General features: G+C 56.5%; 25 protein-coding genes and 3 pseudogenes. 21 read left to right on the top strand and 7 right to left on the bottom strand.

Annotated elements, in window-relative coordinates:
* The first annotated feature begins 17 nt into the window (after positions 1-17).
* From J3O30_RS29035 to J3O30_RS29070, 8 genes are all read left to right on the top strand, one after another.
* Positions 18-881: a branched-chain amino acid ABC transporter permease gene (locus J3O30_RS29035; protein WP_018484502.1), complete on the top strand. Its 864-nt coding sequence runs from the start codon at positions 18-20 to the stop codon at positions 879-881.
* The gene (locus J3O30_RS29040; protein ID WP_246762892.1) at positions 881-1,867 is read left to right on the top strand and encodes a branched-chain amino acid ABC transporter permease; all 987 of its coding nucleotides are present in this window, start codon (positions 881-883) and stop codon (positions 1,865-1,867) included. Before J3O30_RS29035 ends, J3O30_RS29040 begins: the two co-directional genes overlap by 1 nt.
* Positions 1,864-2,613, top strand: a complete 750-nt coding sequence (locus tag J3O30_RS29045; RefSeq protein ID WP_077988013.1) for an ABC transporter ATP-binding protein — start codon at positions 1,864-1,866, stop codon at positions 2,611-2,613. Before J3O30_RS29040 ends, J3O30_RS29045 begins: the two co-directional genes overlap by 4 nt.
* Entirely contained in the window at positions 2,606-3,310 is a 705-nt protein-coding gene (locus J3O30_RS29050) for an ABC transporter ATP-binding protein (RefSeq protein ID WP_028756325.1), read from the top strand. The genes J3O30_RS29045 and J3O30_RS29050 overlap by 8 nt, the downstream gene beginning before the upstream one ends.
* Before the next feature lie 117 nt (positions 3,311-3,427).
* Positions 3,428-4,312: a formyltetrahydrofolate deformylase gene (gene purU / locus J3O30_RS29055; protein WP_184501952.1), complete on the top strand. Its 885-nt coding sequence runs from the start codon at positions 3,428-3,430 to the stop codon at positions 4,310-4,312.
* Between the two features lie 48 nt (positions 4,313-4,360).
* Entirely contained in the window at positions 4,361-5,428 is a 1,068-nt protein-coding gene (locus J3O30_RS29060) for a maleylacetate reductase (RefSeq protein WP_077988011.1), read from the top strand.
* A 103-nt stretch (positions 5,429-5,531) separates the two neighbouring features.
* On the top strand, positions 5,532-6,371 hold the full coding sequence (locus J3O30_RS29065; RefSeq protein ID WP_077988010.1) for a dioxygenase: 840 nt from the start codon (positions 5,532-5,534) through the stop codon (positions 6,369-6,371).
* Positions 6,372-6,381: 10 nt separating this feature from the next.
* Positions 6,382-6,714: a hypothetical protein gene (locus tag J3O30_RS29070; RefSeq protein WP_245315060.1), complete on the top strand. Its 333-nt coding sequence runs from the start codon at positions 6,382-6,384 to the stop codon at positions 6,712-6,714.
* 418 nt (positions 6,715-7,132) lie between these two features.
* Here the strand turns inward: J3O30_RS29070 and J3O30_RS29075 are convergent, their stop codons facing one another.
* Together J3O30_RS29075 and J3O30_RS33780 are read right to left on the bottom strand one after the other, a co-directional pair.
* Positions 7,133-7,345 carry a hypothetical protein gene (locus J3O30_RS29075; protein WP_348651598.1) on the bottom strand — a complete coding sequence of 71 codons (213 nt, stop codon included), beginning with the start codon at positions 7,343-7,345 and terminating at the stop codon, positions 7,133-7,135.
* Positions 7,248-7,771, bottom strand: a pseudogene (locus J3O30_RS33780) (hypothetical protein). The gene J3O30_RS29075 and the pseudogene J3O30_RS33780 overlap by 98 nt, the downstream one beginning before the upstream one ends.
* 145 nt (positions 7,772-7,916) lie before the next feature.
* On the opposite strand from J3O30_RS33780, the gene J3O30_RS29090 reads away from it, so the two are divergent.
* Positions 7,917-8,642, top strand: a complete 726-nt coding sequence (locus tag J3O30_RS29090) for a hypothetical protein (RefSeq protein ID WP_077988006.1) — start codon at positions 7,917-7,919, stop codon at positions 8,640-8,642.
* An 8-nt stretch (positions 8,643-8,650) separates the two neighbouring features.
* Positions 8,651-9,847: an XRE family transcriptional regulator gene (locus tag J3O30_RS29095; RefSeq protein ID WP_063828064.1), complete on the top strand. Its 1,197-nt coding sequence runs from the start codon at positions 8,651-8,653 to the stop codon at positions 9,845-9,847.
* Between the two features lie 269 nt (positions 9,848-10,116).
* Here J3O30_RS29095 and J3O30_RS29100 read toward each other — a convergent pair whose 3' ends face one another.
* Positions 10,117-10,536: a hypothetical protein gene (locus tag J3O30_RS29100; protein WP_018486480.1), complete on the bottom strand. Its 420-nt coding sequence runs from the start codon at positions 10,534-10,536 to the stop codon at positions 10,117-10,119.
* Positions 10,537-10,632: 96 nt separating this feature from the next.
* Positions 10,633-11,082, bottom strand: a complete 450-nt coding sequence (locus tag J3O30_RS33440; RefSeq protein WP_077988005.1) for a hypothetical protein — start codon at positions 11,080-11,082, stop codon at positions 10,633-10,635.
* A gap of 38 nt (positions 11,083-11,120) precedes the next feature.
* Between J3O30_RS33440 and J3O30_RS33445 the strand changes: the two are divergent.
* A pseudogene (locus J3O30_RS33445) lies at positions 11,121-11,371 on the top strand (IS6 family transposase); the annotation flags it as partial.
* A gap of 310 nt (positions 11,372-11,681) precedes the next feature.
* Here the strand turns inward: J3O30_RS33445 and hisD are convergent.
* A complete protein-coding gene (gene hisD, locus J3O30_RS29110; RefSeq protein ID WP_077988004.1) occupies positions 11,682-12,980 on the bottom strand; it encodes a histidinol dehydrogenase in 1,299 nt (432 codons plus the stop codon).
* Between the two features lie 177 nt (positions 12,981-13,157).
* On the opposite strand from hisD, the gene J3O30_RS29115 reads away from it, so the two are divergent.
* The 10 genes and pseudogenes from J3O30_RS29115 (at position 13,158) to J3O30_RS29155 (ending at position 23,055) form a co-directional block, all read left to right on the top strand.
* Positions 13,158-13,706 carry a cupin domain-containing protein gene (locus J3O30_RS29115; RefSeq protein ID WP_077988003.1) on the top strand — a complete coding sequence of 183 codons (549 nt, stop codon included), beginning with the start codon at positions 13,158-13,160 and terminating at the stop codon, positions 13,704-13,706.
* A gap of 261 nt (positions 13,707-13,967) precedes the next feature.
* A pseudogene (locus J3O30_RS33450) lies at positions 13,968-14,259 on the top strand (hypothetical protein); the annotation flags it as partial.
* A gap of 39 nt (positions 14,260-14,298) precedes the next feature.
* A complete protein-coding gene (locus J3O30_RS29125) occupies positions 14,299-15,498 on the top strand; it encodes an ABC transporter substrate-binding protein (RefSeq protein ID WP_207585692.1) in 1,200 nt (399 codons plus the stop codon).
* Positions 15,499-15,557: 59 nt separating this feature from the next.
* Positions 15,558-16,328: an ABC transporter ATP-binding protein gene (locus J3O30_RS29130; protein ID WP_207585693.1), complete on the top strand. Its 771-nt coding sequence runs from the start codon at positions 15,558-15,560 to the stop codon at positions 16,326-16,328.
* A gap of 55 nt (positions 16,329-16,383) precedes the next feature.
* Positions 16,384-17,082, top strand: a complete 699-nt coding sequence (locus tag J3O30_RS29135; RefSeq protein WP_245315058.1) for an ABC transporter ATP-binding protein — start codon at positions 16,384-16,386, stop codon at positions 17,080-17,082.
* A complete protein-coding gene (locus tag J3O30_RS29140; protein WP_077987999.1) occupies positions 17,079-17,993 on the top strand; it encodes a branched-chain amino acid ABC transporter permease in 915 nt (304 codons plus the stop codon). The genes J3O30_RS29135 and J3O30_RS29140 overlap by 4 nt, the downstream gene beginning before the upstream one ends.
* Positions 17,994-17,996: 3 nt before the next feature.
* Positions 17,997-18,221: a hypothetical protein gene (locus J3O30_RS33455; RefSeq protein ID WP_246762893.1), complete on the top strand. Its 225-nt coding sequence runs from the start codon at positions 17,997-17,999 to the stop codon at positions 18,219-18,221.
* Positions 18,185-19,078 (top strand): branched-chain amino acid ABC transporter permease, encoded by an 894-nt coding sequence (locus tag J3O30_RS29145; protein ID WP_246762902.1) that lies wholly within the window; start codon positions 18,185-18,187, stop codon positions 19,076-19,078. Before J3O30_RS33455 ends, J3O30_RS29145 begins: the two co-directional genes overlap by 37 nt.
* A 98-nt stretch (positions 19,079-19,176) precedes the next feature.
* A complete protein-coding gene (locus tag J3O30_RS29150) occupies positions 19,177-21,255 on the top strand; it encodes a hydantoinase/oxoprolinase family protein (RefSeq protein ID WP_131603343.1) in 2,079 nt (692 codons plus the stop codon).
* A gap of 12 nt (positions 21,256-21,267) precedes the next feature.
* Positions 21,268-23,055, top strand: coding sequence for a hydantoinase B/oxoprolinase family protein (locus J3O30_RS29155; protein ID WP_077987996.1), 1,788 nt, complete (start codon positions 21,268-21,270; stop codon positions 23,053-23,055).
* A 1,304-nt stretch (positions 23,056-24,359) separates the two neighbouring features.
* Here J3O30_RS29155 and J3O30_RS29160 read toward each other — a convergent pair.
* Both J3O30_RS29160 and J3O30_RS29165 read right to left on the bottom strand, forming a co-directional pair.
* Entirely contained in the window at positions 24,360-25,604 is a 1,245-nt protein-coding gene (locus tag J3O30_RS29160) for an ATP-grasp domain-containing protein (protein ID WP_207585694.1), read from the bottom strand.
* A gap of 147 nt (positions 25,605-25,751) precedes the next feature.
* Positions 25,752-26,696 carry a hypothetical protein gene (locus J3O30_RS29165; RefSeq protein WP_207585695.1) on the bottom strand — a complete coding sequence of 315 codons (945 nt, stop codon included), beginning with the start codon at positions 26,694-26,696 and terminating at the stop codon, positions 25,752-25,754.
* Positions 26,697-26,929: the final 233 nt, after the last annotated feature.

Raw genomic sequence — 26,929 nt, forward strand, 5'->3', positions numbered from 1 at the left:
AAATCTCAGGTTAGAGAATGTCCCTCATTCTAAGTATCGTCGTCGATGGCGTCGCCTACGGGATGATATTGTTCATGATTTCCGTCGGGCTTTCGATCACGATGGGGCTCATGCGCATTATCAACCTCGCGCACGGCGGGTTTGCCCTGCTTGGCGGCGCAGCCGTTCATCTGCTCACCACACGTCTGGACGTAGCGTTCATTCCGGCGTTCCTCGTCGCCGTTCTTGCGGTTGTCCTCGTTTCCGTGCTTCTCGAGCGGCTGCTCTATCGCCACATCTATGGCTTCAACGAGCTGGGCCAGGTGTTGGCGACCATTGGAATCGTCTTCATCATGATCGCAACCGTCAATCTGTTCCTGGGCTCCACGATCCTGCCGCTTGGCGCCCCGGCGATTTTCACGACACCGATCGATCTCGGGTTCAGGACGCTACCGTTCCACCGGCTGGTCGTTATCATTTCCGGTTTGCTTGTGCTGGCCGGTCTCTGGTTGCTGATGGAAAAAACAAGGTTCGGCATCTACTTGCGCGCAGCTGTCGACAACAGGATTGCGGCCGCCTCGCTCGGCATCAACACGCCGCTCGTCTATCTCGTTGCATTCGCCACCGGCGCCGGTCTCGCGGCGGTAGGAGGTATACTCGGTGCGGAACTGCTTCCGATCGAGGCCTACTATCCGCTTCGTTATATGGTGCTGTTCCTGATTGTTGTGTCTGTGGGTGGACTTGGCAGCATTTCCGGCTCCTTCCTTGCTTCGATTAGCCTTGGTATTCTCGATACTGCTGGTCGCTATCTATTGCCGGGCATTGGTACCATCTTCTTTTTCGTGGCGATTGTGGTGTTGCTCGCGCTTCGGCCCAACGGTCTGATGGGGAAAGCGCAATGATGGACCCCGTCCTTTCGACGTCGCCGAGGCGCGCGCCGACCGCCCTGAGCTTCCTCATCCCGTCCATTTCCGTCGTGGTCGGTGCGAGCCTTGCCTTTCTGATATTCCCGTACGACCTGTCGTTTCTAACCCGGATCGTCATCATGATGATCTTCGTCGTGTCATTCGACCTCATTCTCGGGCAGGCGGGAATAGCAACACTTGGTCACGCGGCCATGTATGGATGCGGCGCCTATGCCGCGGGACTAATTTCGCTTCACCTGTCGCCCGACCCGCTGCTCGGGCTCCTGGTCGGTGCCGTGGCGGGCGCAGTGATGGCGTGGATTTCCGGGCTTGTCCTGCTTCGCACCCACGGCATAACTCTGTTGATGATTTCGATAGCCGTGACCATGGTTCTTCAGGAGACCGCATCCCAGGCACGTTGGCTAACGGGCGGCGCCGACGGCCTGGCCGGCATCACGGTTGGACCGCTGCTGGGGCTGTACGAATTCGATTTTGTTGGACAGGTCGCCTTCATCTACAGCGTGTCCATTCTTGCGGCCGTTTTACTGCTCTGTCAGGTTCTGATCGGCTCCCCGTTTGGGCTCGCTCTTCGAGGAATTGAAGGCAGCGCCAGCCGGATGCGCGCAATCGGTACGCCGGTCTATCGCCGAAAGGTGACGGTCTACGTTATCGCCGGCGCTATTGCCGGAATTGCCGGCGCCCTTGCGGCCCAGGTGACAGGCCTGGTTGGCATCGAAGTGTTCAATTTCTCCTTGTCTGCCGACGTTATGGTGATGCTGATCCTGGGAGGAGCCGGACGGCTGTATGGCGCGCTGGTCGGGACATTGCTCTTCATGGTGGTCCATCATGTCGCGGCAAGCATCGATCCCTTGAACTGGCTCTTCGTGATCGGCTTCATGCTTCTCATCGTGGTCTTCGTGCTCCCAAAGGGTCTAGTTGCTCTTCCAGGTCGCTTGGCGCGATTGCTCAGGAGGACGTCATGAACGACGGGCTTTCCATTGTTGGGCTTTCGAAAAATTTCGGAGGCCTGCAGGTCGCCCGGGACCTGACTCTCACGTTGCCGCGGGGCTCGCGCACCGCACTGATCGGGCCAAATGGTGCCGGCAAGACGACTTTCGCAAATCTCCTGACCGGTGTCCTGAAGCCGACATCGGGCAAGATCGTGCTGAACGGTCAGGATATAGGATCCCTGAGCGAATCGGCTCGGGTGAGGGCAGGCGTCGCGAAAACCTTCCAGATAACCAACCTGTTTCGCGACCTGACCGTTCGCGAAAACCTGCGGCTGCCGATACTGGAGCGGGAAGGCCGCACGCATCAGTTCTTTCGTCGGGCGGACGGGTGGAGCGATATCGAGGCTGAGATCGCCCGGTTGATGCAGGATCTCAATATCCAGCCGCTGGCAGACAAGCCGGTGCGTGGACTGGCTTACGGGCAGCAGCGGCTGGTGGAATTGGCACTGACACTGGCGGTGAAGCCGAAGGTTCTTATCCTGGACGAGCCGGCGGCAGGCGTACCCTCCACCGAAAGCCATTTCATCGTGGAGGCCATCAAGCGGCTTCCGCAGGATCTGTCGGTCCTCATCATCGAGCATGACATGCAGTTAGTGTTCGAGGTCGCAGACCGTATCATCGTGCTGGTGAATGGCGCGATCCTGATGGAGGGAACGCCCGACGAGGTTGTCGCCAACAAGCAGGTTCGCGAACTCTACCTGGGAGCGGGCCATGTCTGACATTCTCCTCGAACTGGACGGTGTCGTGGCCGGCTATGGCGATACCCATATCATCCGCAATGTTTCGATCCGCATTCCAAAAGGCGAGCGGCTGGCGATCGTTGGGAGAAACGGCGTCGGTAAAACCACCTTGCTCTCCACGATCATGGGCCAGACACGGCAACACGCCGGAAGCATTAAACTCAGGGGGGCGGCGATCGATACGCTCGCCTCGCATCAGAGGGCGAGACTGGGGATTGGCATCGTGCCGCAGACCCGCGACATTTTCGGATCGTTGACGGTCGAGGAGAACCTGGTTGCGGGACTTCGGAATGGATCGACTCTGGAAGAGGCTTACGATCTGTTTCCTCGGCTGAAGGAGCGTCGTTCCAACGGCGGGCGCCAGCTTTCCGGAGGCGAACAGCAAATGCTGTCGATTGCCCGTGCTCTTCTGGGAAAGCCGGAAATCATTTTGCTGGATGAGCCGCTGGAGGGGCTGGCACCGGTTATCTGCGAAATGCTGATGGACGTTTTCCACAAGCTGGCCGATCAGGGCCACACGATCGTTCTGGTGGAACAGCATGTCGGCCTGGCACTCAAGTTTGCAGAGCGCGTCATTGCGCTCGACCAAGGCAAGATCGTCTTTGAGGAAGAGGCGGCAAAACTGGCCGCCAATCGCACCGAACTCGACCGCTTTATCGGTCTTTCCGCCCAATAAACCGGCGCGGACGGCAGACCAGGCACGATGGCCTTCCATGAGCTCAGCGGGCTGAAGCATTTGTCGGGAAAGCCCGATGAGCATCTATTGAAGAGCCCTAACAGATACGGGGATAGAATGAAGAACTATGTCTTGACGGTTGCCTGCCAAACCACACGTGGCGTTGTCGCGGCGATTTCCGGCTTCCTCGCGGCCAAGGGTTGCAACATCGTCGACAGCTCGCAGTTCGATGACCGGGACACCGGCAAGTTCTTCATGCGCGTCAGCTTCATCTCCGAAGAAGGCGTGTTGCGGCCCGAGCTGTCGGAAGGCTTCATGACGGTAGCGGACAAATTCGGCATGGAATGGGATATTTTCGATGCGCAAGAGCGCATGAAAGTGCTTCTCATGGTGTCGCGTTTCGGCCATTGCCTCAACGACCTGCTGTATCGCTGGAAGATCGGTGCGCTGCCGATCGACATCGTTGGCGTGGTGTCAAACCATTTCGATTACCAGAAGCTGGTGGTCAATCACGACATCCCCTTCCACCACATTCCGGTGACCAAGGCCAACAAGCCGGAGGCGGAGGGACGCATCATGGCGCTGGCCGAGAGCACCGGCACTGAGCTGATCGTACTCGCCCGTTACATGCAGATCCTCTCCGACGAGTTGTGCCAGAAAATGTCCGGGCGGATCATTAATATCCATCATTCCTTTCTGCCGAGCTTCAAGGGCGCCAATCCCTACAAGCAGGCCTATACGCGCGGCGTCAAGCTCATCGGCGCGACGGCCCATTACGTCACTGCCGATCTAGACGAAGGGCCGATCATCGAGCAGGACATCGTGCGCATCACGCATGCGCAGTCGGCCGAAGACTATGTCTCCCTAGGTCGTGACGTGGAGGCACAGGTGCTCGCCCGCGCCATCCACGCACACATCCACCATCGGACCTTTATCAATGGAAATCGCACCGTCGTCTTCCCGCCGAGCCCGGGAAGCTATGCCTCCGAGCGCATGGGCTGACCCGGCAGCGAAGACAGTTGCACCGTTTGCATCCAAGAGGAGAAGACCATGCGCGAGCCGTTTATCTACAAAGGCACTATTCCTCGCATCGTGTTCGGTGTGGGGACGATCTCCATGGTGGCCGAAGAACTGCATTACCTCGATCGGCGTAAGGCCCTTGTCCTGTCGACTCCATTCCAGGAAAAGGATGCGCAGCGCCTTGCCGAACAGTTGGGATCCGCCTGTGCGGGGCTCTTCAACGGTGCCATGATGCACACGCCCGTCGACGTGACGATCGAAGCGCTTCGCGTCTTCTCTGACAAGGGCGCGGACTGTGTCATTTCCTTGGGCGGTGGTTCGACGATCGGGTTGGGAAAGGCGATCGCCTACCGAACCGATGCGCCCCAGTTGGTCATCGCCACAACCTATGCCGGATCGGAAGTGACCCCGATCCTCGGGCAGACAGAAAACGGCATCAAGACCACCGTGCGTGATGCATCAATTCTACCGGAAACGGTGATTTACGACCCTGAGCTAACGTACGACCTTCCTGTCAACATGACGGTGACGAGCGGCCTCAACGCCATGGCCCATGCCGTGGAAGGACTTTATGCGCAGGATCGCAACCCGGTTTCCTCAATGATGGCGATGGAGGGCATAGCCGCCTTGCACGAGGCACTGCCTGCCATCGTGGGTGATCCCCGAAATCCCGCGGCCCGCACCGATGCCCTCTACGGCTCCTGGCTCTGTGGCGTTGTTTTGGGTGCGGTCGGAATGGCACTGCATCACAAGATCTGCCACACGCTGGGCGGCAGCTTCGACCTGCCGCATTCGGAAACGCACGCTATCCTTCTTCCTCATACAGTGGCGTATACGGAGGCGGCGGTACCGCACCTGCTGGAACCTGTTGCCGCTTTATTGGGGACGGATCGCGCGGCGCCTGGGCTTTACGATTTCGCGCTCGGCATAGGCGCCCCGACCAGGCTCCAAGATTTCGGACTGGCCGCCGAGGATCTGGACAAAGCCACAGATATTGCCATGCGAAACCCTTACTGGAACCCCCGGCCTCTGGAAGCTACGGCAATCCGAGAGATGCTTCAGATGGCATGGGAAGGGGCGAGGCCGGCTTCGTCGTGAACCCGGAGGCCAGAGTGATCCACATCAGGAACCAGGTCCGCGCCTTTTTAGCAGGTAGGCTTCGGGATGAAGGCAAGCCAATTCTCACTCGAAAGGAACAGGTATGACAAATTATTTCACCGAAGAAGCTTCCGTCGAGGCGGTAAACGGGCGCATGGCCTCCGACATCGATCCTCGCGTGAGGGAGGTCATGACCTTGCTTGTGAAGCATCTACATGCCTTCATCAAGGAAGCGAAGGTTTCGCAACAGGAATGGGAAACCGCAATTCGGTTTCTCACGGAGACCGGCAAGATTTGTTCGCAAGAACGGCAGGAATTTATCCTGCTATCCGACACGCTAGGCGTATCCATGTTGGTGGATGCGATCAACAACAGGAGGCAACCGGGCGCAACGGAAAACACCGTGCTTGGACCGTTCCATGTCGCCGGGGCTCCCCGTGTTGCGATGGGCGATCGCATCACGCTTGACGGGAAGGGCGAGAGCTGTGTCTTCGAAGGCACTGTGGTCGATCTGGACGAACATCCGATCGAGGGTGCAATCATCGATGTTTGGTCAGACAATGCCGAAGGCTTTTACGATGTGCAGCAACCTGACATCCAGCCTAAATGGAACAACCGCGGAACCTTCGTGACCGGCTCCGATGGACGCTACAGCTTCGTCGGAATCAAGCCCGTCTCATACCCCATTCCCGCAGATGGGCCTGTGGGCCAGATGCTGAAGCATCTTGGCCGGCATCCCTATCGGCCTGCACATATGCACTACATCGTCACGGCCGCCGGCTTCCAGAAACTGGTAACCCATACGTTCGTCGGCGACGATAACTATCTTTCATCCGACGCCGTCTTCGGTGTCAAAGCCACGTTGATCGCGCCGTATGAGCGTGTGCTCGGCGGTGGAACCGTCTGGCGTTCGCCATTCGATTTTGTTCTTAACCCACTGTAAGGCGGCCGAGATGCCAAATATGAAGATTTACGTGGATCGATCACTGCCAGAGCAGTCTCAACTGAACATTGAGGCCGCTCTGGTGCCGCTTAGCAAATTGTTATGCGAAAGGCTGGACGTCAACATCAACGCCTGCCAGTTTGCTGTCATTCCAGTCTACGCGATGGCCAACCTCCCGGCGGTGAACCTCGAGCTTTTCCTCCTGCCGAAAGCAGAACGGACGCGTCAGAAACTCATGGATCTTGCCAGGGAAATCCAGCAATTGGTCGGGGACGCTGCGATCACACAAGTTGCCGTTCGGATTTCCCAGCTCGACCCTGCGACGTTCATAGCCTTGAAGTGACTCGCCGGTCGGGGACCGTGCTTCGCAGGTTCGATTCCTGTCAAGGCGTGGGGTTCGAAGACGGTCGAGCAAGTGGGATGAGCGCTACTAGCCATGTGATAACCGGCCTTGGCGCCCCTTCTGCGAGAAACGGGCGCCAAGGCGCTACGTGAATGCGTCGTGAGCGTGTTGTTCCCGCGCAGATCAGGGTCTCAGGTCATTTAGTTGATCGCACCCTTCTGCGATGCGGGCCGTGGAGGAGCGCCATAGGTGAGGTCGAAATCGCCTGGAGGGAGCAGGGCGGCCCCGTCGTCGAATGCCCCGCAAGTTCCGATGGGTTATGGTACCAAAATTCTCCATCGGGCAGTCTGTCGGTGTGAACGCCCGACAAAATGCGTGCCCCTGTCGAGAGCCTTCGTTCGCTTGCCCGATGAACGGTTCACTCGCCGGCTTGTCGGACTGGGTATTCTTCTGGGAGTTCCGCCGGAGCGATGATCTCGAAATCCGCGGGCATGGCGTGCTGATCGGTTCCCAGGAGCGCCAGCGTCCAATAGTCAGAATCCTCCCCGAAGATCGTGGAGACCCGAACGATCGTTGGTCGTCCGTCGAAATACTTCGAGGACTTCGCCCAGTAAAATGCATTCGGAACCAAACTCGCTGCAACCATGACGCCTACTCCCGTGACCTGTGGACGATAGCAGAAACCCTGGAAATGAGAATGCCTCAGCTTGTCCAGGTAGTGGAAAATGATCGCTCGTCGACCTACCCGCTTCCGATGCGCGTCTTCGCACGACGACCTTCCGGCGCGAAGACGCGGCACGGCTCCGAAGCCGCCGTTCGTCGTCGGGCAGAACCTTCAAATGGGCGGCTCGAGCTGCAGACACGAAAGCTTGTCTCGCCCTAGTGGGCCTCAGTTCGCCTTGAAGCGACCGCAGACATGTGAGACGACACGATTTCCTGTTTCCTTGTTGAGCGTGTGAAATCGAACCTTTTCGCTCTCGCTTGTCGCCGGACTCATTGCCACGGGACATGTAACCAGCGACAGCTTGAGATAGCCCTTCCAGTAGGCGCGCGGCATGGCTGGTCTCCTCAGCTCGCTTTACGCTGCACGGCCAGGATGCAGGTGGCATCCCTGTTGTCACCTTCAGTTTGAATTGCTAAGTGCAAAAAAATATGTCAAAAATCCTCTTAATGCAAAACTCGATGATTCCCATGAGGGCCCAATGATCAGTGATGAGCGACGTTTCGAGTTTGAATCCGCGATCCGTCGGGACGTACCCCGCGACCTACTCGTCGAAATTGAACATCAATTTGGGATGGCCGCCCAACAGGCAGAGGCCGCGGTAAGCGGGTCACAGGCCGCAGTCACCCATGGGGTGGCGCTCTCAAGGCGGCGCGCAAGCCGAGCAACCGGTCTCGTCCGGTTTCAAATTATCGATGAGATGTTCGAGCAGATGCTCAATCGCCATGGCGCAGAATTCGTCAAATCGGTTCCGATCGAACAAGGCCCTGATGAAATCAAAGACGCGCCAGTTTATCTGACCACCGGCCGTTTTGGCCATACAATGATCGGTTTTGCATCCCATCGTGAAGTGGATGATCTGCCGATCAAGAATACGACCCGATCTGCTTTGTGCAATCAAAACCGCGGACTGTCATACGACCTGTTTCATCCGCCAGAGATGTTTACCGACCGAGAACGTTTTGTCGTCATTATGGTCCGTCGTGATGCCCACGCTCTTGGAAAGATAGCGTCAATTACGGTCTGCGTTGCAGACGCACGATCGCAATCGTTCTTGTTTCAGGCTGATATCAAGGACTTCCTGGCTGGTTACGGATCGCTAGCGCAACCGGCGGCCAAGGCCTTCTCCCTTAAACAGGTGAAGAAGTCATTCAAGGCCTCCAAAAAGGACGGCCCCGCGGATGAGAAGAAAGGCAATGAAAATTAGGAACGACCGTGCGTAGTGGAGTGCAAAGTTTTGTTGGCGCGAGATTGGCTGAAGCGAGGCAAGCGAGAGGAATAACTTCCCGCAAGGCGCTGGCCGATCTGATGCAGCGCGCTGCGAGCACAGTCATCCGTTGGGAAGAGGGTGAAACCGCGCCGGAACCCGCTGCCTTGACCGAATTGGCTTCGGTCCTCAGATTGCCAGAGGACTTCTTTTTGACTGCCCGCCGCGAAGGTAGTGGCCTGTCGTTTTTTCGCTCGTTTGCCGGTGCTTTGCGCGGCGACCGCTTGTCACAGCAAGTCAGGTTGGCATGGCTCGAGGATGTTACGGCGGTGGCTGAACATTACGCCCACCTTCCCGAGATAAATGTTCCCGATCTCCTGCAGGGGCGTAACTTTCGCAATCTCCGCGATGAGGACATCGAGGCGTACGCTCAAGCAGCAAGAGAGCATTGGGGCCTGGGCCTTCGCCCTATTCTCAACATGGTCGAGCTGCTGGAGCGAATTGGCGTCGTAGTCGCCAGCGAACCGATGGAAACCGATCAATTGGATGGGCTGAGCCGTTGGGGATCGGATGGTCGCCCATACGTACTGCTTGCCAGCGACAAGCAGTCTTTTTCCCGACGCCAATTCGATGCCGCTCATGAACTAGCCCACCTGGTGCTGCACCGAGCAGTGACCGAAGAGGAATTCGTCGAGAACTTCAAAGCCATTGAAGACCAGGCTCATCGTTTTGCGTCCGCTTTCTTGCTCCCGGCAAGCCAATTCAGTGTTGAAATCGACACCGCTGCTATCTGGGAACTGGAGCGCCTGAAGGCGCGTTGGAAAGTTTCGATCAAGGCACAAATTATGCGTCTGCAGCGGCTTCAGATTCTGGACAAAAGCTCTGCAACTCGTCTCTACAAAATCTACAGTGCGAAAGGCTACTCCAGGCGGGAGCCGTTTGACGATGTTTGGCCGATGCAGGAACCGACATTGCTCGCGGATGTGTTCAAGGCATTGGTCGATGCGGGGCAAGTCACCAAAGAGGATTTGCGCGAAGATCTACCGCTGTTTCCGCACGACGTTGAAAGTCTGACAGGTCTACCATCCGGATGGCTGAGCTTGCAGGCTGCGAGAATCGTGGAGCTTAAGCCCGTCGTGACGCCGCGTGACAACCTCGGTGGGGTTCGCGGAGAAGTAGTGCCGATCAAACGGAACGGTGACTGATAACCACATTTCGGTCCAGTTTGCATTTTCAGCCGCTTGTTAAATATGGGAAATCATTGTTGAACGGGTAATTCTCCCGCCCTGTCGACGGTTCGAATCCGTTCAAGAATGCACTCGAACCGGTTGGTCGGATGGCAGTGGAACTCCGCTATCTGCGCTCGGAAATCTATCGCTGGCTGAAGCGGATCCACCGATCAAGTGGCTCACCCCATTCGATCGCTTCAAGGCCTGAATACCGGGCCGTCGAATGACGCGCAAAGATGCGCCTCTCAAGGTGGCGACCCCGTCGACACTTTGAATCGGCGCAGACTAAACAACAGGACAGCGGCGGCGAAGATTGCGACCAAAGAAGCAATCTCAATTACGGTTCGAAATCCGTAGGCCCGTGCTATTACCCCTACGGAGGGGCCGGCCAACCCGCCGCTGATCACTATTGTGTTCCAATAGATTGCCGTTGCATATGCCGGGCGAGCTTCAGCTTGCGATTGGACGAAGCTGGTACCAAGGCTGGCATAAGGCACGTAGTACAGCCCCTCCCTTGTCGCACCGACAACATCGGCGGATAGCTCTGGACCATGGTAACGAGCAAACAACGCTGTGGCGATCAATGGCGTCCGAATCCCGAACCAGGCGAGTGCTGCTTGCCCTGCGCCTCGCATTTGCGCCAATCCATTTCTGAGAACAGACATTTGAAGCAAGCTCCACACATGATTGTGTGATCATGGTAATTACAACGGAAGGAAGAGCAGGTCCGTTTAAAACGGACCTGCCAGAGGAAGGTATCCTCAGTTGGCGACGAAAGAGAGGTTCCACAGGACTTTGCCATGGGAGATTGTCGGAGCGGAGGTCTGCGTGCAGGTAGGGGCCCGAGTTCCACCTGAAATGGCGACCCAAGCCGGCGTTCCGGCAAGTGAAAGCGCTTGGCCGGTAGCAGGATCATAGTTGACGCTCAATGAGGCTCTGCACGTCCGAGCCGGAACGACACCTCTGGTCACATCGAAACGAAACGTCATGAAGCCGTCGATGGTGTTGCCTTGCACCGTAAAGACAACTGACGCTCCATTAGAGATGCTGGAGGGGAAGTTGGGCGTGCAGCCGACGCATCTGATACTGCCGACATTCGCAGTACCGGATGTGCTGTTGTTTTTGATTGTCACCTCAGCCGTGGCAGCAAGAGCCATAGCAGGAATTGCCGCTGCCATGACGGCAGCGACAATCAATTTTCGAAAAAGCATGGTCATTTCTCCAAGTGTCACAATATTTTCTTTGGACGCGTCAGGTTATGCCGGGTGTTGAGCATCGCTCACACAAGAGCTTGAACAACCGGGCGGAGAACTCGCATCTGCCGTTTCAATGCGCCAGGGATTCCGATCAATCGGGAGCCTGCAACATTTTGTTTCGCTGTTCTCCGCTGTTCGCAATCTCTTCGTTCCAGATCGCACAAAACCTTCTGCCAACCAAATTCGCAGTCACCGACTGCAAGCCATGGCCCAGTGGAAAGCCGTCAGCGGCCAGCTCGTCTGAAACTGTCCGCACGGGCCTTGACTCGCCTGCCATTCAAATTTCCGCCGATCGCCATCCATAGCCGTCGATAGCCGCTGAAATTATGAGGGTGCAAAAAGCGGAAGATGGTCCCCTATCGAATACTCTTGTACTCTGCCGCCGAGTACTGGCGGGCGACGCTGCCTCAATCGACGACCGTGCCGAACACGTCGAGTCCGAGTAGCTTTACGTTTTGGAAACATCCCAGCACATCGGTCCGATCAGGAAGACAAGCTGAAAAGCCGCTAGAATTTCTAGCGGCCCTTTTGATCGCAGAGGCTTGGGAGTCAAATTACTCTGCGGCGAACTGTTGAGGGCTAAGACGCAGCGCAGCTGCGCGACGGTGGCCTTCCAGTTGCTCGGTGGCACTTTGGCGAATAGCTGCCGGAGCTACGGCAGCGACTCCACGCTCGTCGAGCCACTGGTGCGTGGCAATCTTGACGTATGAGCCAACCCAAAGGCCACCCGTATAGCGACCGGCTGCCATCGTTGGCAGGGTGTGGTTCGTACCGCAGCACTTGTCAGAGTACACAACGCTGGCCAGTTCGCCGATAAAGATCGAACCGTAGTTGCGGAGCTTCTTTGCGGTCGCCTGAGGGTCACGGGTGTGAACCTGAAGATGTTCAGTGGCGATGTAATCGGAGTAGGCGATCATCGTCTCTTCGTCTTCGACGACGGTCACTTCGCCGTAGTCCTTCCACGCAACGCTGGCAACCTGAGCGGTCGTCAAGGTTTCGAGCTGCTTTTCGACTTCCTTGATCGTCTCTTCAGCAAGCTTACGGTCCGTCGTAACCAGCCCTACACGGGTGCGCACGTCATGCTCAGCCTGAGCCAGCATATCGGTCGCGAGGGTTGCGGGGTTGGCGGTCTCGTCAGCGACGATGAAGATTTCGCTTGGGCCTGCAAGCTGGTCGATACCGACCTGACCAAAGACCTGCCGCTTTGCTTCGTTTACAAACGCATTGCCCGGACCGACGATCTTGTCGACGGCAGGAATCGTTTCAGTACCGTAGGCCATTGCAGCAATCGCCTGGGCTCCGCCGACGCGGAAGATTCGGTCTGCACCGGCGAGATGGCAGCCGGCAATCATAGCCGGATGGGCATTCGGTGGAAGGCACGCGATGACCTGGTCACACCCGGCGACTTTTGCAGGGACAACCGTCATGACGGGTGCCGAGAGGAGCGGATAGCGACCACCCGGGACATAGCAGCCAACGATTTCTATCGGGATGACGCGATGGCCAAGGTGCAGCCCCGGAAGCGCCTCAATTTCCAGCGGGAGTATCGTGCCCAGCTGCGCTTCGGCGAAGCGACGGACGTTTGCAATGGCAAACTCGGTGTCTTCGCGAGTTTGCGGGTCGAGATCGGCGATAGCCTTGAGCTTCTCTTCGTGAGTAACTTCGAAGTTGGTCACGTTGGCCTTATCGAACGCGACAGAGTATTCGCGAACGGCGGCGTCGCCATGCTTACGGACATTCGCAATTATATCCTTTACGGTCTTTTCGACAGGAGCCGTATCCGAGACAGCATCTCGGGTCGGTTCCTTGACCCGTATAAACTTACCTTTCAGCGCATCGAGACGCGACGTCATCAAAACCTCCTATGTGGGATGATCCTGATGAGCATCGTGAAACTTTGGCACCCTCGCAATTGCCCACAAACCACGTGTTCATTATAATCACCACTTCAGTAGTCGCTAGCTCCACGCAGGTATCTCGATTGTGGCGAAGGTGGCATTCTCAGGCGGTGCAATAAAGGGAACCGATAATTGCCAAAGATTGGTAGTAAGCTCCGGGAACTGCGCCGCCGCCGCGATCTCGGTGTGAGGGAGTTGGCGGCGCGCTCAGGAATTTCACATTCGACGATTTCGCTTATCGAGCGAGACAAGATGAGCCCTTCAATAGATACGCTCGGCGCGGTATTGGACGCTCTAGGAACGACCCTTCCGGGATTTTTTTCCGATCTCCAATCCAGCCTGCCATATTCTCCATTCTATTCGTCTGAGAACTTGGTGGAGATTGGAAAGGTTGAAACAATTTCATATCGTGTCATCGGCCTCGATCATCCCAATCGACAATTACTAATGTTACACGAGCGCTATGCACCCGGGGCTGACACCGGCGAAGAGTTTACGCATGCGGCACAAGAGGCAGGCATGGTCCTTTCCGGAGTGGTCGAAATCACCGTCGGTAACCAAAAAAAGGTTCTGAAGCCGGGTGACGGCTACTACTTCGATAGTCGCCTTCCACATCGCTTTCGAAACCTACATGATGGACAGAGTGAAATCTTGAGTGCCATTACCCCTCCGACATACTAACGTGGCTGTCATCTATTGCTGGTGAGTATAGTCACCGGGGACGTTATCCCTGCTTCCCTAAGTCGGAAAACCTGCTTTTCTAGGTCGATAACAAAAAGGGGAGCGTCCTATGGTTTTTTGCAAAGCTACTTTCATCGCGTCAACTGTTCTCGCGGCTAGCGGTTTCCATAGCCGCGTGATCTGACAAGTGTATCCCGGGGCGGGAACTTCCAAAAGGCACGGCGCAAGATCTTCTTCGAGCCGGCTCGTGCAGTTTTCCCCTTCGCCACTTCGATGGACGAGACCCGTGCTGACCTTGTTCTTTGCGGGGCCAAGCCAAAGAACATTGGCGCGCCAAAAGTTCTCGACAACTCGAGAAAATATCGGTCCCGCGAACGCGGCTGCAGGGTTTCCTTTTATCGTGGGAACGATGCTCATCGCGGGCTCCAATGAATACCAAGCGAGCCTAGCAGAACATAGTTTTCCGGCGGAGCGTCTTTTCTCTCCGGAAAGCTCAAAAAGACGGCCAAAGGCCAGCAGTACTCTCCAACGCCGTTGGAAAGTTTGGTGTTGAGAGCCCGTACTGGGCCAATCGATGAAAAGGGGAATAGCAATGTTTAAGAGACTTATTGCTTCGGCGCTGGTAGCGTCGTCTGTAGCTAGTTCTGCGATGCCGGCAAATGCAGCAAAAGATGGCGTCACGCTCGGTTTCGCTGTGGCGTTCACGGGTTGGGAAGCAGCTTACGATGGTGAAGCCACCAAGATGGCTCAGCTGTGGATCGAGCAGCGAAATGCAAAGGGCGGGCTTCTCGGCCATCCGATCAAACAAATCCAGCAAGATACGAAGTCCGACCGCGTCGAAGGTGCCAAAGCGGGCCAGGCGATGGTTCAGGGCGGCGCGGATGTTGTTCTGGTGACGGCCGACTATGACTACGGCGCTCCGGCGGCTCTGCAGGCACAGAAGGCGGGGCTCATTTCGGTCTTTCTCGGCGCGTCTGATCCTAAGGCAGGTGTAGCAGGCGTCGGCAAGCTTTCGTTCACTGCCAACAATGCCGGTCAGGTTGAAGGCGCAACGATGGCCGAATGGGGCATCAACAAGCGTGGCTTCAAGAAGGGCTATGTCCTTGTGGACAACCTGCTCGAGTACAACAAGTCGTCCTGCGCCGGTTACGAGTGGGCGTTCCCGCTTCATGGCGGCACCATTGTCGCCAAGGACGAGTTCAAGAACGCTGACGCTTCGATCAGTTCGCAGGTCACCCGCCTCGCCAATGCGGTTCGCGACGAAGGCGTCGACAACGTAATGCTTTGCTCGGTTACGCCTGGCGGTGCCAGTGCCATCAAGCAGATCCGTGCAGCCGGGATTAACATCCCTATCCTCAGCAACACGGGCATGGATGGTCTCTATTGGAACAGTGCAGTTCCGGACCTCAAGGACTTCTACGTGCCTGTACAGGCAGTATTCTCCGGCGATCCGCGCCCCGAGGTCGAAGCGCTGACGAAGGCGTATGAAGCAAAATACGGTGGCCGCCCCGCGACGCAGTATGCTTACCCGATTTATGCGTGGCTGGACCTTTACGCGCAGGCAGTAACGAAGGTCGGTTCGACTGATGCCGAAAAGGTAGTTGCCGAGATGAATACCTACAAGGAGGTTCCGACGGTTCTTGGTACGCGCTCCTTCTCTGACCTCGTTCACATCCAGACGCAAATCCCGATGTTCGTTACCGAGATCAAGGACGGCAAACAGAACGTCATTGAGGAAGTGAAGATAAGCCAAGATATTCCAAACGACGTTCTCTACCGCCTGAAGAAGTAAAGGCGTAGAACTGGGCACGCCGGTTAACTGGCGTGCCCCTACAAAAAAAGGGGAATATCATGGCTGACATTTTGTCGCTTCACTCAGGCAATGACGCTGCTACGCCCACCGCTAGCGGCCTGGTTGCAAGGAATCTGACCGTTCATTTCCAGGGTCTTGCGGCAATTTCAGATGTTTCACTTCACGTGGGTAACCGGGAAATCTTTGGCCTGATTGGACCGAACGGTGCCGGAAAGACCACGCTGGTAAATTGTCTCACGGGGTTTCAGACCCCGACAGAAGGAGCGATTTTTCTTCATGGTTCGGACACAGCTGGTTGGCGAGCCGACCGGTTTCGCCTTGAGGGTATCGCGCGTACTTTCCAGGCGGGGCGGTTGTTCAACGACTTGAGCGTTCTCGAAAATGTAGAGGTCACTGGCCTTGGGCTTGGCCTGGCACGAAATCCAGCGCGTGCGGCAAGTTATGAGCTGCTCGAATGGATTGGCATCGCAGATAAGGCCTCCATCGCAGCCGGAGCTTTAGCCTACACCGATCAGCGCCGATTGAGCATCGTGCGCGCCCTCGCCGTCGCCCCCAAATTCATTCTCCTCGACGAACCAGCAGCTGGCATGTCTGACGCGGAAGCTGACGAACTCGTACATCACATTGCCGAAATCCCTGATCGCTTCGGATGCGGGGTCCTGTTGATCGAACATAACATGCACGTCGTGATGAGCATTTGTCACCGCGTGCACGTCCTCGACGGGGGCAAAACCCTGGCGGTCGGTACGCCGGATGAGATCAAACGACATGAGGGCGTTCTCGCCGCCTACCTCGGCATGGAGGCCTGACCCGATGTCAAACACCATCCTATCGCTATCCCACATTACAGTCCGATATGGACAGATGACCGCGTTGCGAGATGCTTCGATCCATGTCGATAAGGGCGAGGTCGTGTGCATAATCGGCCCCAATGGAGCGGGTAAGTCCACTATGCTCGCAGCCGCCGCTGGCGGCGCACCGGTTGTCTCTGGCAACATTCAGTTCAATGACAAAGCGATCACCGGAGTGGCTCCGGAAAAGATTGCTCGCCTTGGAATTTCCCTGGTGCCTGAGGGACGACATGTCTTCGGCTCGTTGACTGTGGAAGAGAACCTTCAGATCGCTGGATACATCCAGAAGGACAGCGGTCAGGCCAAGCAGGACGTCGAACGGGTGCTGACATATTTCCCCCGTCTTCGAGAGCGCCTGAAGTTTCCGGCTGGCCGCCTTTCTGGTGGTGAGCAGCAGATGTTGGCAATCGGACGGGCACTCATGACCCGCGCAAAACTGATCATGGTCGATGAGCCTTCGCTGGGTCTGGCCCCGAAAATCATCGACCAAATCTATCAAATCCTGCTGGATATCCGCCGCACGGAGGGTCTCACCCTCCTGATCAACGAGCAAAGTTCTAACCGCATTCTCAAGCATGCCGACCGCATCTACGTGTTGCGTGGCGGAGTAATCCAACTTGAGGGCAGGGCGGCTGATCTCGCGGACGGCGAAGCTATCCGTGAAGCCTACTTCGGCTTCCAGCACTCCGACGCCCGGGAGACACAACAATGATCAATTTCATTCAGAACATGGTCGATGCCCTAAGCCTGGGCAGCATCTACGCTCTTGTGGCGCTGGGCATCGGTCTTCTGTTCGGCATTCTTCGGCTCATCAACTTCGCACATGGCGATCTGATCACTATCGGTGGCTATAGCCTGATCGTGCCATCCGCAGATGTTACCTCCCAGATGCTCATCGGAAACTGGAGCTGGTGGACGCTGCTTCCGTCGGTCTGCCTGATCGTTGTGATCGTCGCCCTGCTCACAGACGCACTGGTATTCCGACCCCTTCGGCGCGCGAACGCGACAACTCTGATGATCGGATCATTCGCCTTGAGCTACATTATCCAGAATGGTCTCCTTCTGGTCTACAGCTCACGTGCCAAGGCCGTCGATCTCTGGCCGTCGTTGAACACTCAGATCGAACTGGGCGCTGTTCGCCTGCCGGTCCTTCAGCTTACCACCATCGGGACGACATTGGTATTGATGGTTGCCCTGATCGCTTTCCTGCGCGGCACTCGATACGGCGTCCAGATGCGTGCCGCCGCAGAAGATTTCCGCATGGCCCAGTATCTTGGAGTGAATGGTAACTTCGTAATCGGCATGGCATTCGCGGTAACTGGCATCCTGGCCACGGCAGTCTCTCTTCTTTACGTCACCCAGACTGGCTCTCTAAGCCATACAATGGGCGTTCCGCTGGCACTCTTCGGATTTGTGGCCGTCGTCATCGGAGGGATGGGAAGCTTGGTTGGAGCAGTTGTGGGCGGCTTCTTGGTCGGCATTCTCCTGGTGATGCTGCAAGCTTACCTACCTGCCGATCTTCGTGGCTTCCGAGATGCCTTTGCCTTCGGAATCCTTGTCCTGGTCCTGCTCGGTCGTCCCTCGGGTCTCTTCCCAGCTAAAAACATCATTGAGCGAGTTTGAGCCATGAAGGGACACACAAATCTTTCGCATTTCGGCCAGCATTCTTCAGCAGTCGTGCTGTCGTTGGTCGTCGCAGCAATCGCGCTTGTCACCACGCTCGTTGGCGATGAGGCCATTGCAACCTCCGTCACAGAAATGCTGATTAGAATGACGCTGGTGGTCGGCCTTACATCTTCATTGGTAACTCAGGGATCACTTCATTCGGTCACGTCGCGTTCTCCTGCTTAGGCGCATACGCGGTCGGCTGGGCGACTGCAGAACCGACGTTCAAGCAGATTATGCTGTCGGGGCTTCCGACGTTCCTGCAGGAAAACCAGTATCCATTCTGGATGGCCATGATCGGTTCGGCGCTACTCCCCGCTGTCGTTGCTCTACTGTTTGGCCTGGCGATTATGAGATTGAACGGGATCGCGGCATCGATTGCGACCTTCGCCTTCCTCATCATCGTGAACAGCGTTTTTGCCAATTGGGATAGCGTCACCGCCGGTGTCAGCTCAATCATCGGCATTCCGACGGTCGTGGGTCCTTGGGTAGCAACTGGTGGGGCAATTTTCGCAGTTCTGGTCGCCAACCTGTTTCAGACCTCGCGATTTGGCATCATGCTGCGAGCCTGCCGGGACGATGAGGTTGCTGCCAAAGCTTCCGGCGTTCGCGTGGTCCGGGTTCGACTAATTGCTTTCGTACTCAGCGCTGCCGTAGCCGGTGTCTCTGGCGGTCTCTATGCCCAGTTCCTCGGAATTCTGGCTATCGATGCCTTTTACCTCAACCTGACATTTATCGCCTTGGCGATGCTCGTCGTCGGTGGAGTAGGCAGCCTGACCGGGGCGGTATCCGGAGTAGTCGTCGTGACGGTGATCGTCGAGGTTCTCCGGTTTCTGGAACGGGGTTTTACGCTCGGCAGCACTTCAATTGCTTTGCCGCCCGGCAGCCAGGAGATCGGTCTTGGCATCATCATGGCCTTGATTCTGATCTTCAGACCCGGTGGCATCGCTGGTGGACGCGAACTTTTCGCCCTGACCGGCAGAAAGCGCCACTCGGAAAAATTACTAGCGGATGCCAGTCAAACGGCGACTGCCACACACTGACAGTTCGGATTTATCGTACGCGGCAATCGCTCTAGGGCGATATTTCGTGAAGGCCTTTGTTGGCGGCGCTGCCGCACGTGAATTTGACGGAGAACCCAATGACATATCGTATTTCGGTCGATACCGGCGGCACCTTCACTGACGTGGTCGTATCCGACCCCGAAGGCAATCTGACCATCGGTAAATCGCTGACCACGCCGGATCGAGCGTTCGAAGGCGTCAGCAACTCAATCACCAACGCAGCAGAGCAGCTCGGCAAGACGCTGATCCAGCTGCTTGCGGAAACTTCGCTGTTCATCTACGGCACCACGCGCGCCACGAACGCGATTGTTACCCGCCAGGGTGCAAAGACCGCGTTCCTGACGACGGATGGTTTCCCGGATGTCTTGGTGTTCAAGGAAGGTGGAAAGCGCAATCCCCACGACTTCAGTGTCGATTTTCCGGAACCGTACATTCCTCGTCGCCGGACCTTTGAAATCGACGAGCGGATGAGTTCGGAAGGTACCGTAAGCCGTCCCCTCAACGAAGCTCACGCCGTCAAGGTGTTGCTGCAGTTGAAGGAGGAGGGCTACGAGGCCATTGCTGTGAGCCTGATCTGGTCCGTGGCGAACTCTGCGCACGAACGGCGCATTGGCGAATTGATTGAGCAACACCTTCCGGGTTTGCCATATACATTGTCGCACCAGTTGATCCCTATTGTTCGTGAGTATCGTCGCGCTTCCGCCACTTCAATCGACGCGTCGCTGAAGCCCCTGATGCAACAGCATCTCCGTCGCCTGAACAGCGATTTGCGCGAAGCGGGTTACGAAGGAGACGTCCTAGTCTCGACCTCAATTGGCGGCTGCAACCAGATTTCCGACGTCATCAGCAAGCCAATCCAGCTCGCGAAGTCCGGTCCTTCGATGGCACCGGTAGCCTCCCGTGCGTTCAGCACCATCGAGAACTGCGGCGGCGACATCATCGTCTGCGATACAGGCGGAACGACCTTCGACGTCGGTCTCGTCCGAGAGAATCAGCTCGTCTACTCGCGTGACACCTGGCTGGGTGGAGAATGGACCGGTCATCTCCTCGGAATCTCCTCCGTCGATATCCGCTCCGTAGGCGCTGGCGGTGGTTCCATTGCCTGGATCGATGACGGTGGCCTTCTGCGCGTCGGTCCTCACTCGGCTGGCTCGGTTCCGGGGCCGGCTTGCTACGGACGCGGGGGTCAGAAGCCTACGGTATCGGACGCCGCCTGTGTGTTGGGATATTTCAATCCTGATTACTTTCTGGGTGGTCGGATGACGCTCGACAACGAAGCCGCCCGCAAAGCTGTGGAAACGGTTGCGACAAGCATTGGTCGGTCCATTGAAGAAGCCGCATACGGCATCCTGAACCTGGCTTCGGAAGTAATGATCAAGGCGATCCACGACATCACCATCGGGCAGGGTATCAATCCGCGCGAAAGTGTCATTCTTGCCGGGGGCGGGGCCGCTGGCGTCAACATCATGCTGATTGCGAAGGAGTTGGGCTGCAACAACGTGCTGCTCCCGAAGCAGGCATCTGCCTTGTCAGCGTCCGGTATGCACTTCGCGAACATTCTGACGGAGGAGTCTGTTACCCACTTCACGACAAGCGCCAACTTCGACAGCGCCGGTCTGGCTAACACATTGCAGGGTCTGACCGACAAGCTTGACGCCTTCTACGCCGGTCTGAAGAACCTACCGCCAGGCACCAAGCACCGCATTGAGTATTTCGTCGAAGCTCGTTACGCGAGCCAGGTTTGGGAAATCTCGACACCGGTGCTCGATCCCGACTTGTCGTCGAACGAGGCGAGGAACGCACTCATCGAGAGCTTCCACCGCACACACGAGCGTCTCTTTGAAATGCGTGACGAAGGAAGCGCCATCGAATTCATCAGCTGGAAGGCCCGCTTGAGCGTCGAAACGGGCATCTCGCAGACAGCCAAAGAGCCGGTCGGATACTCGGAGAATTTCTCCGGTCCGGAAATGTACCGCAACTGCTTTTTCGGTTCCAGTAATCCAGCCAGGACCAGGATTCATCAGGGCGACAACATTAAGCCCGGCATGATCTTCCATGGCCCATGCATTATCGAAGAGCCCACGACGACCGTCGTTGTGTTCCCTGACATGACCGCCCGCGTAACGGCCAATGGCCATTATCTTCTCACGTTTTGATCGAGGCCTGATATGACCGACACTAATAACTCTAAGCTCGATACCGTCCTAACGGCAGTTCTAGCCAACCGGGTCGATGGCATCGTCCGAGAAATGACCAATACGATGCTGAAGACGGCACGATCCGCCGTCATCAACTCCGCCCGTGACTTCTCGTGCGCTATCGTCACCGGCACGAACGAGTTATTCGCCTGCGCTGAGGGCCTCCCGATCCACATTTTCGGAACAGACTTGCAGACCAAAGTAATGTGCGACAATCACCCGGACATCGCCGAGGGCGACTGCTATCTGCATAACGACCCATATTCCGGCAATACTCACGCTGCCGACCACGCTTTCATGGTGCCTGTGTTCTTCGAGGGCGAGCACCATTTTACAGCAGTTGCAAAGGCTCACCAGGCCGATTGCGGCAACAGCCTACCGACGACCTACATGTCGATGGCTAAGGACGTTTACGAAGAAGGGGCGTTGATTTTCCCGGCCGTACGCATCCAGCGCGATTACAAGATGGTGGGCGACGTCGTGAATATGATGCAAAAGCGCATCCGGGTTCCATCGCAGTGGTACGGTGACTTCATGGCCGGGATCAGTTCTGCTCGCATCGCTGAGCGTCGTCTGAAAGAGATGTGTGCAAAGTACGGCAAGGAAACGATCAAGACTTTTATCACATCCTGGCTTAATTATTCGGAGCAGCGCATGGTCAACGCCGTCCGTTCTCTTCCAGCGGCTAAACTTGAAAATCATGGCCGACACGACAGCATGCCATTCCTTCCTGAAGGTATCCCGCTCCAGGTGAAGGTCATGGTCGATCCGGACTCGGCCTACATCGACATTGACCTTCGCGACAATATAGACAACGTCGATTGCGGTCTCAACCAGAGCGAAGCCACAGCGACCTCCGCCGTCTTGGCCGGTCTGTTCAACAGCTTGAACAGCGACGTTCCGCAAAATGCGGGTTCATTCCGCCGCGTTCGCGTCCATCTCCGCGAAGGTGCGGTGGCTGGCATCCCGAAGTTCCCGCATTCCTGCTCGGTCGCGACAACCAACGTGTCGGACCGTATGATCAATCTCACGGGGGCGGCATTCGCTCAGCTTGGGGATGGGCAGGGGTTGGCCGAAGGGGCGGTTGGCCCAGGCGTCGGTATGGCCGTCGTATCCGGTCGAGACCCGCGCTTTAATGGTGCTCCGTTCATCAACCAAATCCATCTCAACATTAACGGAGGTCCGGCGTCGCCAAAGGCCGATGGTTGGATAACCTACGGCATCCCGGTCGTTGCGGGTCTAATGTATCGAGATTCTATCGAGATCGATGAACTGAAGCATCCGCTGGAAGTTCGGCGTCTCGCTCTTATCCCAGGCACGGGCGGGGCAGGGCGCTTCCGTGGAGCACCGAGCGCTGAAATCGAATTCGGGATTAAATCAGACGCGATGACCGTAATGTACCCTGGCGATGGTCAGGAAGAACCACCAAAGGGCGTGCGGGGTGGTCTCGATGGTGCCCGTGCAGAACGCTTCGTCATCCGTAAGAACGGTGAGAGCACCAAGCTGACTAACGCAGCTCGCATCGAGCTGGCCCCAGGTGATGCCGTTCGCGGAATCGATTGCTCCGGCGGCGGGTACGGTTCGCCGTTGGAACGTGATCCCGAGCGCGTGCTAGACGATGTCCTCGAACGATACGAGACCGAGGAGAGGGCCGCTGACGTCTATGGGGTTATCTTCGACAGCTATCCCGTCCGGGATGGTTCCAAAGTTGATGCGAGGGCCACCGACGAGAAACGACGTGCTCTGGCGACCATCTGAGAACAACCTTTATCACTTCCCTGGCCCGCACACTAAACGGCGGGCCTACTTTGCCGCGCCTTGGGCGCGGCTTTTTCCTTCGTCGAGATGTAACGACGCGTTTCTTCAAGCGATAAAAATGAGGTCGGAAAGTCGCGGCCCTCAGTGAAGACAGAGCGCTTGATGGACTGCGGGGTAATATTGTGCTCGAATTGGAATTTTGTAGCGGCCGGCTGTGTGGACAGAAAAGCCACCAAGCCGGGCGGGGAGACCAAAAAGCTTACTGTGCAGCACCTGAGGTCGCTTGATGATCGCGCAGATCATCAGGAGTGACGCTTGAGAGCCGGTGGTTATAGGTAGGCGCTGGAACTCAATCAGGAGGGTGGCTAGGAGTGATGCTCTCGAACGGCATGAGATCGAGAAGCGGATAAGCTATCCCGGAATAAAACTGTGGTGTCACCATCCATTCCGCCCATGTCAACAGGCGGTTCAGCGTGACGAAGAAGTCCTTCCAAATCTCACGTCAAAGACGTTTAGGCTCAACCGCCGGCATAGGCGATCGAGGACATCGGGCCCACCAATTCCTTTGGCGGGCCATCTACGAAGTCAGTACCGTGCTCCACGGGGCAGATGACGACGGGTTTTATTGGAAGGATAGTGGATGGGCGAAGGTTGCCCATGCCTTCCCGCGGCTGTTCAACGGCTATGAGCGGCGGCTGGCCGATCGCACACTCGCGACTATTCCCCTACTGCCTACGAGCGCGTCACGGGCATCACACTGAACGGCCGTCAGTCTCATGTGCGCGACAGGCAGGAATTCGAATGTCGCCATCTCAATGACTGGGTCGTCATCGCGGTTCTCAAGCACGATCTCGGGCAGCCCGCCAACTCGACAGAGAAGCCGCGACTGCCCAGATGTCAGCCTTTGAGTAGCCGAGCCGCGGGGCTTCGACCCCGCTTTTCTCTAATGCCTTCAACACCGTGCGACGTATTTTGGTAAAGAAAAAAGGGCCGACGGAAAACCGCGGCCCATGAGTGTGAAGGACATGCACCTCCCCGACCGAGAGATATGACAATGTCTAGCTTTTTTCGTCATCCCAAAGACGCGGTCGTTCCCGACCTCTGCATTGCCTGCCAATTGCAACGCTTTCGCTCGCCGCATGATTTGGGCGGTTGCCGTTACGCCGAGCGCCGCGCCAGCCATGAACCGGGAGCCAAAATCCCCAGGCAAAGCTGGCGCGTGGCTCATTGGTGCTATCGGTGCCTAAAAGAGCAACTACGGTCTATTGCATATCAGACATCACAGAAGGGGCTGTGTATGCAGGTCAAGTCCCAAGCTGTTTCCCCTTATCCACCGGTGTGACCTCCCAATCTATTAAGTCGATAGTACGCCGAAGGATCGCTTCAGCCCTAGTGAGGTCGGCCGAGCTGGCGATAATATGTCCGATTATATCCGAGCAATCGCCTCTCCGGACAAGGGAAACACCGGGCTCAACATAGAAGGCGACCTCAGCGATTCCTGGTACAGCGGCGGCAAGGTCGATACCGCGGATGTGGGCTAGCGTGCCGTCGCAATCGGGCGCTAAAAATTGGGCTACCGAAGCGCGGGATTGTCTTATGGGGTGATCACACTCTTCTCCAATCACGCACTTGATATGCTGCTCAATGATGTCCACACCGTGGGCAAGCTGAATCAGCCGTGGAGTGGTCCACCCTGGAAGACGTGGATTGACTTCCATTATGACGGGGCCGCTTTTCGTCCAAAGCAATTCGATGTTCGCTGGGCCCCAGCCAAGACCTAGTACTTGCAGGCATCGTAATGAGATATCCGAAATATGATCATACTGTTCCTCGGTCAGCTGGGCCGGGAAAATACTCTGGTAGGGGACAAAATGCGGTGGGGGACCGAAGTAGCCGGAACCGACTGCAACAACCTCATTTCCCATTGTTACGACGTCGTAGAAAGGGCCTTCTGCGAATTCCTCGACAAGAATCGTTTGCGAAGAACGCCGTGGGATCGTCTCTCCTAGCAGGTGGGCCGTATGTTCGGCGAGCTCGCCCGCATCGCGGCATAACCGGACGCCGCTGCTGCCGTTGCCCATTGCTGGCTTAACAATAACCGGCAGCCCTATGTCGGTGGCTGCCATATTCACGCTTGTTGCACTAGTTGCCCGCCGGAAACCTGGAACCGGTAAACCGGATTGCATGAGGAGTTGACGTTGAGCGTATTTGTCAGAGCACCGTTCGACACATTCAGGATCGGGGCCCGGCAGATTGAAGTGTTGGCATAGTTTTCCGACGGTCACATAGATTGATTCGCCGCGAGTGGTAAAACCCGTAATTCCGGCGATATCATAGGTTGCAGTTAGCTTGAGGCATTCATACAACATCGCATGGAAATCCTCGGTATCAACCGCTATCGCCTCACTGCTTTCCGCAATAATGTAGTGATAGTCGGTTGGATCAGTGGCCAGCGTAATTGGATGAAGTCCCTGGCGTTGTGCCGCGTGAACATACAGTTGACCATTATTCCTCGAACCTTCAACGAGGATGAGTGCTTTTCTTTTCATCGTGGTGACCTTTGACGTGCGAGCTTTATCTGGGCGTCCGCGACGGTTTCCAAAGAAAACCGGTTTCTGCAGCCATTTCTCCGGATGCAGAGGTTCACGTGTACCGATCGAGTTTCTCCGATCATTGAGTGGTATGATTTGCAAGTCTCAGTCATGGTATGCCCCCGCCAGAAGTCTGGTCTGGATATCGGATTGAAGCTGCGGCAGCTTGGACATAAGATATTTGTTGTTCTCCGCTATACGCTGGAGAAACTTTTGATCGTACATGGTCACATAGTTGAGCCTCGCAACTGCGGCTTCCTGCAACACCGGGATTGACGAAAGGTCTATTACAATCCGCGGTGCCAGCCGTAGAAGAGCGTCTTGAAGAACAGCTTGGTATTCTGCGTTTACGTCAGCGGTTGCGATGACAACGGCGGAATGCGGTTCCGGTTTGCACCCGATCTCTCCTGGACGCATCATGTCGACTCGTATTTTTGACCTGGAACCGAGACGTTTGCGAAGATTTTTAGGATTCCGCGTAACGACGACAGTTGAGCGAAACATTTTTCCCGGGCCAGTACTGACAAGTTCGCGGCCGAGCATACCGGCGCCGATCACGTAAAGGCGATCAGGTACAACTGAACCCGCAAGCTGCTCCGCAATCATGTCATAGACAATTCGATCGTAGTTGAATGGTGCCGTGAAGCGCTGCCGCTCGCGTGACCCGCAACTCACGTCAATTGCTAATCGCGCGATGCGGCAAATCCGAAGGTCCGGATCAAGCAGTCCCACAGCTTTCGAAAGTTGCTCTTGAATGTAGGGCTCCCCAAGGATCTGGGATTTGGCACCTGCGGAGATCTCTGCTAATCGCTGGGCGACAGCGTTTGGTCCTTCAACAACCTTGTGTGGAAAACCACGGAATACTTCGATGTCCGTGCTTTCGACGTCGAACTTTTCGCCATAAACTTCAACTCGTAAACAAGTCGTCAGCAAAAGAAGTCCACGTCTTGCGAGATCGACACCCAATGGCTTTATCTGCGCAGAGTGCCGTGCCATTTGAAGGGGTGAAGTCATTTCGTAATCTACGTAATGGCCAACAACTTCGTTCATAGCCCTACTCCTGACGTTTGTATGTGGCTTTCGGGTTGTCCGGAATTTCGCGGAAGCCTCCTGTGCACCTCTCCGAGCGGCGACTTGCAGAGCCACCGTGCTGGAATCTTAGGTACCGGATCGCCCTTGCGATTGACGACGAAGCTTTGGCTGGGATCAGCGCGGCGCTGAGGTATTGCGTTATAATCACTCCTCATTTTCGATTGCTGGTCACAACGGTCTTTCTGATCGTC

The organism is Rhizobium sp. NZLR1 (genome assembly GCF_017357385.1).
Lineage (GTDB): Bacteria > Pseudomonadota > Alphaproteobacteria > Rhizobiales > Rhizobiaceae > Rhizobium.